Below are 13683 nucleotides of genomic sequence, written 5' to 3'. Positions count from 1 at the left end.
CCCAGGTCATAAGAATAGAGACGTCGTGCGTATTCAGTCGAACAGCACGCCGTCGAACAGCTTTCGGGCGGTGCGCAGGATGGCCGCAGCGGCCACCTGCCCGTGCGCGTCACGCTCCAGCACGCAGCCGGTGCTGCCGCTGGGGTGTTCGATGTCCAACTGCAGGCGGCTGCCTTCGGGCACCACCGCGAGCGCGTGGGCCGGTGAGCCGGGCAGCAGGCAGGCCGTGGCCACGGTGACCGCGCCCAGCACGCCGATGGAGGCGTGGCAGCGGTGAGGAATGAACGAACGCACGCAGATCGCGCCACCGTCGCGCGGAGCAGCCACCAGCATCATCTTGGGTACCGACTGCGCGCTTACATCGCCCAGGTTCATCAACGGCCCGGCCTGCAGGCGGATCGCCTCCAGCCGCGTCTTCAGCGTGTCGTCGGCATCCAGCGTGGCGCGGTCTTCGTACCCGCTCACGCCCACATCGCTGGCGCGCAGCACCACGCACGGCATGCCGTTGTCGATCAGGGTGAGCTCCACCCCGTCGATCACATCCACCGCGTTGCCGGTCGGCAGCAACGCGCCGCAGCTGGAACCGGCGATGTCGGCGAAGGTCAGCGGAATTGGCGCCGCCGTGCCCGGCACACCGTCGATCCGCGCCGAACCGTCGTAGCGCACCTGGCCGCCGGGCGTCTGTACGTTGGCGATGGCTACCTTGCCGGTGTTCACCATGAAGATGCGCACGTCGGTGCTTTCGCCGGTGGGTTGCACGAGCCCGCGTTCAAGGGCGAACGGCCCGACCCCGGCGAGCAGGTTGCCGCAGTTCTGTGCGTCGCTCACCACGGCCTGGTCGACGAACACCTGCAGGAACAGGTAATCCACGTCCGCGCCGAGGTGGCGCGAGGGCGAAACCACCGCGACCTTGGAGGTCAGCGGATCGGCGCCGCCCATGCCATCGATCTGGCGTGGGTCCGGCGAGCCGTACGCGCGCAGCAGGAACGCGTCGCGCGCGGCCGCATCGGCCGGCAGGTCGGTGGCCAGGAAGTAGCCGCCCTTGGAGGTGCCACCGCGCATCCACATCGCCGGCACGCCGTTACTCATAGCGCAGGCCCTTGGCCGCCAGGCGTTCGCGCATCGCGTAGATGTCCAGACCCAGCTCGCCCTTGGCCAGGCGTTCGCGCTTCTCCGCCTCGCGCGCCTCGCGCGCCTGCGATTCGGCGGCGACACGTGCCGCGTCGGCACGCGGCACGATACACACGCCGTCATCGTCGGCGATCACCACGTCGCCGGGGTGGACCAGCGCGCCGCCGCACACCACCGGCACGTTGACCGATCCCAGCGTCTCCTTGACCGTACCCTGCGCGTGGATCGCCCGGCTCCAGACCGGGAAGCCCATTGCGGTCAGGTCGCGCACATCGCGTACGCCGGCATCAATCACCAGCCCACGGCAGCCACGCACCTGCGCCGAGGTGGCCAGCAGGTCGCCGAAGTAGCCATCGGTGCAGTCGCTGGTCGGCGCCACCACCAGCACATCGCCTTCGCGCAGCTGCTCGATGGCCACATGCATCATCCAGTTGTCGCCGGGGGGCACCGACACGGTGATGGCGCTGCCGGCAACGCGGGCGCCGCTGAAGATCGGGCGCAGCCGCGGGTGCAGCAGGCCACTGCGACCCTGCGCCTCATGCGCGGTGGCCACGCCTGCTTGGGCCAGGAGCTGGAGTGCGCCGGCAGCGGCGCGTTCGACACGGGTGATGACGCGGGACATCCATCCATCCTTCAATGACGATGATGGAGTCTTGTCCGCCAGCGCCCACCCCCTCAAGATCGATTTCCGCAACAGCCACTGGTTTGGTTATAGTTGATCCATGAACCGGCCCTTTGAGTTGAACCTGAAGCATCTGCATGCGCTGGTTGCCGTGCACCACCACGGCGGCATCAGCGCCGCTGCGCCGCACGTGAATCTTTCCCAGCCGGCGTTGACCCAGGCCATTGCCCGTCTGGAAACCCAGCTGGATGCAACCCTGTTCGACCGCCAGCCGGGTGGGATGGCGCCCACCGAAGCGGCAGAGCTGCTGGTGCCCCGCATCGAGCGCGCATTGGGGTACATCGCCGATGGCGTGCGGGTGGCAAGGCGTGCACAGCGCCTGCCTGCGTTGCCTGCCGTTGAACGACGCGTCACGCTCGGCCAGCTGCGCGCACTGGTGGCGGTGGATGACGCCGGCAGCTTCACCCTGGCCGCAGCGCGTGCCGGCATCTCACAGCCGGCGATCTACCGCGCCGTGCATGAGCTGGGTACCGCCATCGAAACCCCGCTGACCGAACGCCACGGCAAGACCGTGCAGACCACCCCGGCGGCCACCCGCATGCTGCGGCTGGTGCGGCTGGCCCTGTCCGAACTGGCCGCGGGCCTGGACGAAGTGGCCCTGCTGCGCTCCGAACAGGGCGGCAAGGTCACGCTCGGGGTGATGCCGCTGGCCCGCGCGATCCTGCTGCCGCAGGTGCTGGCGCGCTTTGCCCGCGCCCACCCGGGTGCATCGGTCAATGTGATCGAAGGGCCTTATGCGGAACTGCTGGGCGATCTACGCGCCGGCAGCCTGGACCTGTTGATCGGCGCGATGCGTGACTCCCTGCCCGTACGCGACGTCGCGCAGGAGGGCCTGTTCGACGATGACCCGGTAATCGTCGCGCGCAGCGGGCACCCGCTGGCCGGCAGCGACCCGCTCGACTTCGACCGGCTGCTGGCGTTCCCGTGGGTGATCGCGGCCACCGGCGCGCCGGTGCGCGCCCGTTGGGAACGAATGTTCCGCCAGCATGGCCATGAACCGCCGCGCCTGCGCATCGAATGCGGCTCGGTGCTGATCACCCGCGGCCTGCTGCTGGAAGACGACTGGCTCACTCTGATGTCACGCGACCAGTTCGTGATCGAACGCCGCGCCGGCCTGCTCAGCGAAATCGGCAGCGCCGGCGACGACCTGCGCCGCCGCATCGGCCTCACCACCCGCGCCGACTGGCACCCCACCCGCCTGCAGCAGGCGTTCGTTGAAACCTTCCGCGCCGTCTGCGCCGAACGCAGCAACGATGCCGACAACGCGTGGCCGTTCCGCTATCCCACGCGTTGATGCCATCGGAAACCGGCGCCGGAACGGTGGGGTCGGCTTCCAAACGCCCGCCGGCCACGGTTCTGGGCGCATTGACGCATGGACCCCGAACAAAACCGTCTTAGGTACGTTCGCTCCGTCACACGTCAATGCCCCAATGAACCAATCACCACCCTGACAATCGATCGAGAGGCGACCCTACCGGCGGCATAGCGAGTGATCGGCTACGACGCGCACTTTTCTGAATGCGAAGGCATTGGAACGGTTCGCAACGCGCATCTCGCTGAAAGTCATTTATCCAAGCCTTGCGGCAGCCTTGGCTGCAGGTCAGCGCACGAGCCAACAAATGGAAGCATCCCTGGGCCGCTTGCGACCGTCACAGTTCCCAACGTCGCAAAGTCTCCAAACGGCTTATCGCGATAAATCCCTTGCACAGTGATTGGACACAGGGCCTCGTACTTCCAGTCGCCCTCACCTGGGATAGGACGCATCTCGGAAAATGCGGCCTCCAACGTTGCCTGGTCCATTTGCACCGCGATGCCACCGACTGCCTTCTGATACAAAAAAAAGTCCTTTCCGGGATACAGAACCAGTTGACCAAAACCACGGACCAGGTATCCACTGATTTCTATCCGGCGTCCCGCGTACTGCTCACGGGAGCTCCAAAGGTCGCCAAAGGAAAGTGCGCAGGTCTGGTCCTTCCCTTCACCGTAGCACTGCCGCGGCGCTGACGCTTCCGCACCAGATACAGACGCAAAAAACAGCCAACTAAGGAGTGGAATACTTAACATTCGCATCAGTTTTTCCATCATTCTGCAAGTATGACCAACCATACATCTTACCGTTTGTTAGTCCAACAAACGCTTCAACATCCAGAGGAACCGACCGGCCGTAATTCACCTCTCTATACATCGACTGTGCCATCTGGATGTCTGCACCACTGAAGAAGTCTGTACCGGGATGTGTATGAGCGTAGCCGATGGGGGCGAACTTTTCCCCAAGCCCCGACAAAGAGCTGTAGAGCGTCATGCGTGTGATTGAATATTTCATTCCGTCGCTGACCGAGTTACCCAAGACCGCGCCTTGGCCCATGCCCTGAAAGATCCTGACACCAATTTCAGATTGATACTTGATGCCTACCGGCATTACGGCTTTGAACCAGGCACGAGCGGCCGAACGAGCGTTCGGGTGCTCCGTTGCGCGGAGACCCGAAGTGCGGGCCGTGGCCTCTGCTGCGGCTTTCGCAGCGATCTTGACTGCCTCATTTTCACTCCGGTCATTCTGAGAGCCGGAGCCGCTCCTTATTACGGACCCTGCCTCACCTTGCAACAACCTGCACGTCGTGCTCTGACCGCAGGCTCGTCTGCCATCCGGGTCAACGTATGCATAGGGATTGCCGTTGGCATACCGATATCGGCTGAACATGCCGACAGGGTCTGACGTCGCCGTTACCGGGTCGACCGACAGGAACTGAGCCAAGTCAGGATCGTAGTACCGTTGCTGCATGTAGGTCAGTCCGGTGCTTTTGTCCGATACATGGCCCGTGAACCCCGGGCCATCCTCAATCCCTGCACCGACAGATCCGCCGTAGGGTTCGTACGCGAACCTGACGACAATATTGCCGCCTTCATCACTCTCCGCTACTGGAGACCCCAGCGCGTCAGTATGAATATAGCGCACCACCTCCTGCGCACTGGTTGCGAACGCAGAAAGTCCCAGGCAGACGGTCGCAGCACCGCGCAGTAGCATGTTGATTCTCATCGGAGTATCCAGCGCACTCATCGCGGCACCCCGCCACCATCTTCATCCAGGTCCCCAAGGTCATTGATGGGTTGGGGCGTGGGTGGATCGGACCACGCCGAACAACCACTGGCGTTGCATGCGCGAATCACGTGGCTCGGGGCGCAGTAATTTGAGGAGTTCTGAGGCGAGGACACAGACGTTGCGGTGCCGTCGTACTGAAGACTTCCGCCAGGCACCTGCAATTGGTAAGAGGTGGCACCCACACTGGCCGTCCACTTCATATCGCAGCGCTGCTTGTAAAGGCGGGCGATACGCCAACGGGTCTGCAGCGAATACGTGATCTGGGGCGTCGCGGGCGGCGGCGTGGAGACAACGCTGGCAGTGTTGGAGTAGCCACTGCAGCCCGCCTCATTGCAGGCCTTGACCTGGTAGAGGTACGTAGCGAACCCCAGCCCCGTGAGCGTGGCCTGGGTGGATCCATCGTGCTGGACGCCCGTCCAGCCCGCGCCATTGACGTTCTGCTCCAGCAGGTAGCTGACAGCCATCGGAACGGGCGTCCAGTTGACCGTGACGCTGCCGTTGGAGCTGCTTCCCGGCGCACTGAGCGAGGGCGCCGTCGGCGGTTGGATCACTGTCACGGCACCTGCACCCGAGTACGGACCCCAGCCCGCTGCATTGCCGGCGCGAACGCGGTAGGAGTAGGTGCCGGTTGGCTTGCTCCCGAAACCCTGCGACGTTGACGCGTGGGACACCACCAGTGCCCAGCCGCCGCCATTGATGCTCTCTTCCAGCCCGTACACGTCCGCACCGGCGACGGGTGCCCAGCTCACGGTGTAGGTGCCGCCCAGGCTGGTGGCCGGAACAGAGAGGCCCGGCGCCGAAGCTGGCGCGTAGACCACGGTGGTGGATGCCATGTTGCCAGGCCCGCAGCCTGCTGCGTTGCAGCCATGCACACCATAATTGTATGGACCGGCAGGCTTCGCGGTGAGGGTCAGCGTCCGCCCTTCCAGGCATTGGAGCGATGCCCACGTCCCGCTGCCGATCTGCTCGGTCACGCAGTAGCTGGAAGCACCTGCTACTGCAGTCCAGCTGAGGGCGATGGTTCCGCCCCCGGAGACGCTGGGCACGCTGAGCTGGGGCGCCACCGCAGGCGGCAGTTGAACCGAAACCTTGGCCGCTGCGCTCCACGCGCCGCAGACAGTCTGGAGGCAGGCCCGAACGGTGTAGGCGTAAGTCCCGCCCGGCCTGCCTGTGGTCGACCAACTACGCCCCGCGCCCGAGAAGACGTCGGTGGCCGCCGCGGAGTCGATCTCCTCCCGAAGCTCGTAACGATCCGCCGTAGCCGCAGCTGTCCACGACACCTCGAACGTGCCGGTCCCGCTGAAGGCCGGAGCCGTCACGGTCGGCGCGGCCGGGGCGATGTATTGCGTAGCTTTCGCCACGAGGCTGCCATTGAGGTGGACATACTCGGTGCTGGTGCCGGCGCGGTAGTTGCGCTGGCGCTTGAGCAGGCCGTCACTGCCGTAGAACGACCAGATCGAGGCAGAACCATCCGACGCCAACTGCAACAGACGACGCCCATGCATGTCATATCGGTAGCTCTCGGCGCCGGTTGCCTGCAGCAGTCGATTGCCGAAGTCGAACACGAAGGCAGCCCCGTTGCGCTTGACCATGTTTCCCTGCACGTCGTAGTCGAGGGCGATGGTCGTTGCGCCACCGCTGTTCTGCACATTTGTCATGCGATTGCGCGCGTCGTACCAGTAGCCATGGTCTTTCACGCCGCCCAGCCGAGCCGAGCGGATGTTGTCCAACGCATCGTAGGTATAGCGGAACGCGCCATCTCCACCGAACGAGGGAGAATCAGCGCTCACCAGACGATCGAGCCCGTCATAGGCCATCGTCCGCGTACGGTTGGCATCAAGATGGTCCACGATTCTGCCCACGTTGCCGTTGGCGTCGTACTCATAGGTGGTATCCAAGGCCCCGCCGCCGTCGGTCACGCGCGCCGGAAGCTGCCGGGCGTTCTGTGCCATGGAATGGACCAGTCCATTGCCGTAGGTGAACTGCTTCATGCCACCGTTGGGGTAGTACTGCACTCTCGAGGCATACGAACCTGCCTTGGTTGCCTGTCCCAGGGCATTGGGCGCGTAATCCACCTGGCGGCCGCTGGGATAGATGATCGACGCCAATGCCCCACTTGGGTCGTATGCATACTGGATGACTTCCGAGCCGAGCGTCATCTCGCCGACGTACTCTGCACTGATCAATCCACGCTTGTTGTAGATATAGGAGTTGGCGGCATGCGATGTTCCGCCTTCACTCAGCGTGTAGACCTTGAGCGGCTTCCCATCCGGCGTGTACTCCCAGTTCTGGTCGCCATTGAGGTCTGGAAAGTGCAGGTTCGTTATCCGATTCCGCGCGTCATACCTGCGGATCACCTGTCGGGCAGTCGCCGCCGCAGCGCCGGCGTCGCAGCTGTCTGTCGAAGGCAGGTCCAGGCCTGCCGCACTCCACGCAAGGTTTCCAGCCCCGTCGTAGGCCATCAACGTGGAACCGGTTTCGGGTTCGACGCTCTTGCACAGCAGCTGATTGCCGTCGTACACATAACTCCGGGTCAGGCGCGTGCTTCCATCCTGGCTGCGGCGGGTGATGCTGCGTGGTTTGCCGAACACGTCCCGCTCAATTTCGGTGACCACGCCTTCCGGGTGAGCGATGGTCAGCGGTGCATCGGTTGAAGGGCCACCGAAGGCCTGGAAGCGTGTCGTCGTGCTCTGGCCACGCGGGTTGGTGACACGCACCTGGCCACCAGGCAGATAGTCGGTCAGCGTGGTCAACAGGCCCTGTTCGCTGTCTACCGAAGCGGATCGCGCACGCCCCAGCGCGTCGTAGGTCGTCCACATGCCGACGCTGACTGCGGGCGAGGTCGAGGGCTGCGATGCGAAGGCCTGACGCCCCGCCTCATCGTAGGCGAACCGCTGGAACCGCTGGGTAGTACCCTGCTGCGCGGCGTCATACTCTTCGGTGACCAACGGCCGCCAGAATGCATCGAAGTACACGTACTTCCGCGCGTTCCCGGTTGCCGTGGTCTGGCGCCAGTGCCCTTCCCCGATTCCATGTTCGGTTCCTGCAACCTGCTCGAACGACTGCGTTGTCTTTGCCCACGCGGTCGTGTCGCCACTCGGCCAGTTGATACCCGAAACCCGCCCCATCGGATCGTACTCATAACCTATCTGAGTACCGACTTCATCAGTGACACTGGTCAGCCAGCCATTGTCGTCCACCAGCGCAGAGCGGCTGGTGCCATCGGCAAACCCAACCGATTGTGGAATGCCCCGCTTCCACCCGGAGAGACTTGTCACGTTTCCGTTGCCGTCGATCACCGTGGCTACAGTGCCGTCCCCGTTCCACGTGAGCTTCTGTGCCACCTTGCCATACTTCAGAATCTGCACAGGACGCATCAGCTCGTCGTACTGGGTCTGCTCGACGACTGCTCCCGTCTCCGCATTCGTCGACTTTGCCGTGCTGCCCAGGATCCAGCGAGCACGGTCGTCCTGGAACTCTGTAATGTCCGTACGGGAGCCCGTGGTGCTCGACTGGTTCACCCGGGTCGGTCGCGCCAGATCATCGAACGCCAGCATCGTGGTCTGATAGCTCACGCCGTCCTGCTCGACCGCCTCAGCCACCACAGGGCGCACCTGGGCCGTACTGGGGTCTTCCCCGTTCCAGATGATGCCGAAGCGCGGCGCGAACGGCTGGCCCGCCACTTCGTCGCTGGTCATATACACACTGGTGCTGGTCTTCACCACATTGCCAGCAGCATCCAGCACGCTCGAACCCAGCAAACGCCCTTCGTTGAGCGCGTACTGCGAACCATATCGGTAGCGGACGGCCGAGCCATCAGGATTGGTGACGGTGACCGCTTTCTCGCTCTTGCACGTGGTGCATGGATATGCGCCGCCCGTGTCAGGGTTGCCCCAAAGTCCCTCGTAGCCGCTGCCGTAGCCGTACGACCAGGCCAGCGGCGCGTCGATTCCCGGCCCCGTGATGGTCTTGGAGAACAGCGAGACAACGTCAAAGAAGTAAGGCGTGGCCAGCTCATAGTAGTAGGAGCCGTTCCTGGCGATCTTCCGCGCGCACTCGGATGCATGTACCCCGCTTCGGTAGTGGCGTACGTTGCCGAACTTGAACTCGCCGACCGCACCGGCGGGATGACCGATGGTCATGGTCAGCGCACCCGTCAGCTCAGGCGGCTGCTCGCCACATCCCGGCTGTGAGTTTCCGTCCCACAAAGGGGAAGAAACCCGCAGAGCGCTCGAGTAGGCATAGGTCCAGCGACTTCCATCCGGCTGTACGACTGTTCCCAGCCGGTCCACGCCGTCAACCTGACCATGGTAGTAGGACCATGTGCGCCCTGCCGCAGACGCCGTGGCCAGGAGCTTGCCGTTGTAGACAAGGTTGATTTCGCGGCCATCGCTGGACCAGATGCGAACGGGCCTTCCATCGCCGTTGTAGGCGTACTGAACCCAGTTTCCATATCGATCCTCAACACGCGTGGCAAGGACATAGATCCGCTCGCGTGATGAGGTCGCACGCGCTCCTTCACCGATGGACTTCTCAAGGGTGCCACCATATCGGGTGGTAGCGGTGTCGAAATAGTAGGAGATGCCTTCCGTTGTCCGCACACGGTAGCCCTCGCCGGTCAGACCAGATTGCATCGGAATGCAGTCGATGGCGTCGCGCTGCGAGGTGGACCATTTGCGCGCGATACCATCGGTTGGGCGAGGCGTATTGGACTCTGCCAGCAGCATGACGCGATCGCTGCCTTCCGGTATGTGGATGGTATTGCCCTGCCAGATATCGGTGAGCTTGAAGGCGATGTTGTACGTCGGCGCCATATTGACCGAGCACCGGGTGTCGGCCCACGAGCCGACGCCTCCGAAGGTTCCGGAGATGTGCGGCACATCCACTTCCCACCCACCGACGCCATCGAGATTGGCATTGAAGTTGGCGGCCGTGCCTACCAGGTCCAGCTCCACGCTGAAGCGGCGCGTCAGGCGAACCGGCAGGCTGTTGTTCCCGGGCAGATCGATATCCGTGGCCGAGAACTGGGTCTTGCCGGTGTAGAGATTGACCTTTTCGCCGAACAGATCGTCCTGCAGTGCGGTCAGGTTCTGCGCCGATTCGATAAGTTTGCGGTATTCCTGATACGGCTCAACCGCGCTTGCGGGCGTGACCACCGCATTCACCAACACCGCCACTGCCATGCGCAGTCGCCACTTTCTTGCTTGCACCTACGGATCACTCCCCTATGACCGCATGCGCTCGTGCTGCCATCAGCTAACGACGCGTCCATGCGCTTTACCATCAACAAAGTTTATCAATGACACCGCGCGCAAAAGGGAGACGGAGTACGCACAATCAGGTGTTCGTGGCTCCTTGCGCGCGCATCACGCCGCCGCAAACAAAAACCCCCGGTTCTCACCGGGGGTTTTCGTTCAACACATCAGCCGATCAGGCTCAGGCAGCGACCGTCTTGGCCACGTCCTGGTAGTCCTCGATCTGGTCGAAGTTCATGTAGCGGTAGATGTCCTTGCTGCTGGCATCCAGCACGCCGATGTCGGCCATGTACTCTTCCTTGGTCGGGATGCGACCCAGGCGCGAGCAGATCGCGGCCAGCTCGGCCGAACCCAGGTACACGTTGGAGTTGCGGCCCAGGCGGTTCGGGAAGTTGCGGGTCGAGGTCGAGAACACCGTCGCGCCCTCGCGCACCTGTGCCTGGTTGCCCATGCACAGCGAGCAGCCCGGCATTTCCATGCGCGCACCAGCGGTGCCGAAGGTGCCGTAGTGGCCTTCCTTGGTCAGCTCCGACGCATCCATCTTGGTCGGCGGGGCAACCCACAGCTTGGTCGGGATGTCGCGCTTGCCTTCCAGCAGCTTGGCGGCCGCACGGAAGTGGCCGATGTTGGTCATGCACGAACCGATGAATACTTCGTCGATGGCCGCACCGGCCACGTCCGACAGCGTCTTGACGTCGTCCGGATCGTTCGGGCAGGCCACGATCGGCTCGTGGATGTCGGCCAGGTCGATCTCGATGACGGCGGCGTATTCGGCGTCGGCATCCGGCTCCAGCAGCTCCGGGTTGGCCAGCCACGCTTCCATCTTCTCGATGCGACGCGCCAGCGAACGGGCGTCCTGGTAACCCTCGGCGATCATCCACTTCAGCAGCGTGATGTTGCTGGTGAGGTACTCGATGATCGGCTCCTTGCTCAGGTGCACCGAGCAGCCGGCAGCCGAACGTTCGGCCGAGGCATCGGACAGTTCGAACGCCTGTTCGACCTTCAGGTCCGGCAGGCCTTCGATTTCCAGGATACGGCCGGAGAAGATGTTCTTCTTGCCCGCCTTGGCGACGGTCAGCAGGCCCGACTTGATCGCGTACAGCGGAATCGCGTTGACCAGGTCACGCAGGGTCACGCCCGGCTGCATCTTGCCCTTGAAGCGCACCAGCACCGATTCGGGCATGTCCAGCGGCATCACGCCGGTGGCAGCAGCGAAGGCGACCAGGCCCGAGCCGGCCGGGAACGAGATGCCCACCGGGAAACGGGTGTGCGAATCGCCGCCGGTGCCGACGGTGTCGGGCAGCAGCATGCGGTTGAGCCAGCTGTGGATCACGCCGTCGCCCGGGCGCAGCGAGATGCCGCCACGGGTGGAGATGAACTCCGGCAGCGTGTGGTGGGTCTTGACGTCCACCGGCTTCGGGTACGCGGCGGTGTGGCAGAACGACTGCATCACCAGGTCGGCCGAGAAGCCCAGGCAGGCCAGGTCCTTCAGCTCGTCACGGGTCATCGGGCCGGTGGTGTCCTGCGAGCCCACCGAGGTCATCTTCGGTTCGCAGTAGGTGCCCGGGCGCATGCCCTGGCCTTCCGGCAGGCCACAGGCGCGGCCGACCATCTTCTGTGCCAGCGAGAAGCCCTTGCCGGTGTCCGGCGGGTCCATCGGCAGCCGGAACAGGTCGGTCGGGGCCAGGCCCAGCGCTTCGCGCGCCTTGGCGGTCAGGCCACGGCCGATGATCAGCGGAATGCGGCCACCGGCGCGCACTTCGTCGAACAGCACGTCGGACTTCACCTGGAACTCGGCGATGACCTGGCCATCCTTCAGCGCCTTGCCGTCGTAGGGACGCAGCTCGACCACGTCGCCCATGTTCATCTGCGACACGTCCAGCTCGATCGGCAGCGCGCCGGCATCTTCCATGGTGTTGTAGAAGATCGGGGCGATCTTCGAACCCAGGCACACGCCACCGAAACGCTTGTTCGGAATGAACGGAATGTCCTCACCGGTGAACCACAGCACCGAGTTGGTGGCCGACTTGCGGCTCGAACCGGTACCCACGACGTCGCCCACGTAGGCCACCAGGTGGCCCTTGTCCTTCAGCGATTCGATGAACTTGACCGGGCCGCGCTTGCCGTCTTCTTCCGGTTCGATGCCATCGCGCTTGTTCTTCAGCATCGCCAGCGCGTGCAGCGGGATGTCCGGGCGGGTGGTCGCATCGGGGGCCGGCGACAGGTCGTCGGTGTTGGTTTCGCCGGTCACCTTGAGCACGGTGATGGTCAGGCTCTGCGGCACTTCCGGGCGGCTGGTGAACCACTCGGCATCGGCCCAGCTCTGCAGCACGCCCTGGGCGTTCGCGTTGCCGGCCTTGGCCTTTTCCTGCACGTCGTGGAAGGCATCGAACACCAGCAGGGTGTTCTTCAGCGCGGTGGCGGCGATCGCGCCGACCACGGCGTCGTCCAGCAGCTGCACCAGCGGCGCGACGTTGTAGCCGCCCAGCATGGTGCCCAGCAGTTCGGTGGCGCGCTCGCGCGAAATCAGCGCGTTGGTTTCGCTGCCGAAGGCAATGGCGGCCAGGTACGAGGCCTTGACCTTGGCGGCGTCATCGACGCCGGCCGGCACGCGGTGGGTGAGCAGGTCGAGCAGGAACTCGGCCTCGCCCGCCGGCGGGTTCTTCAGCAGCTCGATGACGTCGGCCGTCTGCTGGGCGCTCAGCGGCAGCGGCGGGATGCCAAGCGCGGCGCGCTCGGCTACGTGGTGGCGGTAGGCTTCCAACATGACAACTCCCGGGGAATTCTTTGAAAAGACTTCGGTTGAATACGGCGGTTGAGTTACGGGCTCAGGCTTGCGGCACGATCAGCTTCAGGCCCTTGAAGTAGTCGCGGTAAAATTTGTCGTTCCAGGTGATCAGGCCGTCGCACTGCAGCAGTGCGTGCGCGCCGACCATGAAATCGTCGATGCCACGCCTGCCGGTACCGCGCTGGCGGTGGCGGCGGTGCATTTCACCGGCACGCAGCGCCGACTTGGCTTCCAGCGCGTTGAAATGGACCCCCATTTCCTCCAGCGCCTCCAGCACCTCGGCACCGCCGCGCAGCGAGGCGCAGATCTCCGCCAGCGTCGCGCCGCACACCACCACCCGGCCACCCACCAGGCTCTGGCGGAGGCAGGCCTCGACGGCGTCGGCCTGCGGGCCGTTGCTCAGCAGTTCGACCAGGACCGGGGAATCGACGGCGATCATCACGTCTTATTCCTCGTCGCGCACCGCGCGGACGGCGGCCTCGGCCGAGTCGAAACCGTCCAGGGCGAACTTGCCGCGGGCGCGGGAAATGGCGTCATCCACGCTCTTGCGCAGGATGATCCGGCTGCCTTCCAGCTCCACTTTCAGCTGGGTGCCCTTGGTCAGCCCGAGCGCGTCCCGCACTGCCTTGGGGAGGGTGATCTGGCCTCGCTCTGCGACGGTGGCTTCCATACATACGCCCTGTTCGGTATGTACGAATTATACATACTTTTCGCACCATACCGCTACCGG

9 protein-coding genes are annotated in these 13683 nt (G+C 64.2%); 1 reads left to right on the top strand and 8 read right to left on the bottom strand.

Translation table 11 applies throughout. The features are described 5' to 3' along the window. Positions 1-33: 33 nt before the first annotated feature. Positions 34-1089: a 4-oxalomesaconate tautomerase gene (locus AC06E7_RS16475; protein WP_478065365.1), complete on the bottom strand. Its 1056-nt coding sequence runs from the start codon at positions 1087-1089 to the stop codon at positions 34-36. Then, on the bottom strand, positions 1082-1753 hold the full coding sequence (locus AC06E7_RS16470; protein WP_478065364.1) for a 4-carboxy-4-hydroxy-2-oxoadipate aldolase/oxaloacetate decarboxylase: 672 nt from the start codon (positions 1751-1753) through the stop codon (positions 1082-1084). The genes AC06E7_RS16475 and AC06E7_RS16470 overlap by 8 nt, the downstream gene beginning before the upstream one ends. Before the next feature lie 100 nt (positions 1754-1853). On the opposite strand from AC06E7_RS16470, the gene AC06E7_RS16465 reads away from it, so the two are divergent. After that, entirely contained in the window at positions 1854-3107 is a 1254-nt protein-coding gene (locus AC06E7_RS16465) for a LysR family transcriptional regulator (protein WP_478065363.1), read from the top strand. Positions 3108-3376: 269 nt separating this feature from the next. On the opposite strand, the gene AC06E7_RS16460 is transcribed toward AC06E7_RS16465, so the two are convergent. The 6 genes from AC06E7_RS16460 to AC06E7_RS16435 all read right to left on the bottom strand — a co-directional run bounded on the left by AC06E7_RS16460 (position 3377) and on the right by AC06E7_RS16435 (position 13623). Then, entirely contained in the window at positions 3377-3883 is a 507-nt protein-coding gene (locus AC06E7_RS16460; RefSeq protein WP_478065362.1) for a hypothetical protein, read from the bottom strand. Next, positions 3855-4847, bottom strand: coding sequence for an RHS repeat-associated core domain-containing protein (locus tag AC06E7_RS16455; protein WP_478065361.1), 993 nt, complete (start codon positions 4845-4847; stop codon positions 3855-3857). Before AC06E7_RS16455 ends, AC06E7_RS16460 begins: the two co-directional genes overlap by 29 nt. Positions 4848-4864: 17 nt before the next feature. Beyond that, positions 4865-10093 carry an RHS repeat protein gene (locus AC06E7_RS16450; protein WP_478065360.1) on the bottom strand — a complete coding sequence of 1743 codons (5229 nt, stop codon included), beginning with the start codon at positions 10091-10093 and terminating at the stop codon, positions 4865-4867. 253 nt (positions 10094-10346) lie between these two features. Then, entirely contained in the window at positions 10347-12932 is a 2586-nt protein-coding gene (gene acnB, locus AC06E7_RS16445; RefSeq protein ID WP_068851565.1) for a bifunctional aconitate hydratase 2/2-methylisocitrate dehydratase, read from the bottom strand. A 61-nt stretch (positions 12933-12993) separates the two neighbouring features. Then, positions 12994-13392: a type II toxin-antitoxin system VapC family toxin gene (locus AC06E7_RS16440; protein ID WP_210132788.1), complete on the bottom strand. Its 399-nt coding sequence runs from the start codon at positions 13390-13392 to the stop codon at positions 12994-12996. A gap of 6 nt (positions 13393-13398) precedes the next feature. Continuing rightward, positions 13399-13623: an AbrB/MazE/SpoVT family DNA-binding domain-containing protein gene (locus AC06E7_RS16435; RefSeq protein WP_019182937.1), complete on the bottom strand. Its 225-nt coding sequence runs from the start codon at positions 13621-13623 to the stop codon at positions 13399-13401. Positions 13624-13683: the final 60 nt, after the last annotated feature.

The organism is Stenotrophomonas sp. Steno-Z4, from assembly GCF_056393145.1.
Note: the sequence above shows the minus strand (reverse complement) of the source record. Positions and strands in the feature narration are given on the sequence as shown.

Bases quoted from the DNA above. Each gene is read 5' to 3' on its own strand.
- AC06E7_RS16475 (WP_478065365.1), bottom strand. From the start codon at position 1,089: ATGAGTAACGGCGTGCCGGCGATGTGGATGCGCGGTGGCACCTCCAAG.
- AC06E7_RS16470 (WP_478065364.1), bottom strand. From the start codon at position 1,753: ATGTCCCGCGTCATCACCCGTGTCGAACGCGCCGCTGCCGGCGCACTC.
- AC06E7_RS16465 (WP_478065363.1), top strand. From the start codon at position 1,854: ATGAACCGGCCCTTTGAGTTGAACCTGAAGCATCTGCATGCGCTGGTT.
- AC06E7_RS16460 (WP_478065362.1), bottom strand. From the start codon at position 3,883: ATGCGAATGTTAAGTATTCCACTCCTTAGTTGGCTGTTTTTTGCGTCT.
- AC06E7_RS16455 (WP_478065361.1), bottom strand. From the start codon at position 4,847: ATGAGAATCAACATGCTACTGCGCGGTGCTGCGACCGTCTGCCTGGGA.
- AC06E7_RS16450 (WP_478065360.1), bottom strand. From the start codon at position 10,093: ATGGCAGTGGCGGTGTTGGTGAATGCGGTGGTCACGCCCGCAAGCGCG.
- acnB (WP_068851565.1), bottom strand. From the start codon at position 12,932: ATGTTGGAAGCCTACCGCCACCACGTAGCCGAGCGCGCCGCGCTTGGC.
- AC06E7_RS16440 (WP_210132788.1), bottom strand. From the start codon at position 13,392: ATGATCGCCGTCGATTCCCCGGTCCTGGTCGAACTGCTGAGCAACGGC.
- AC06E7_RS16435 (WP_019182937.1), bottom strand. From the start codon at position 13,623: ATGGAAGCCACCGTCGCAGAGCGAGGCCAGATCACCCTCCCCAAGGCA.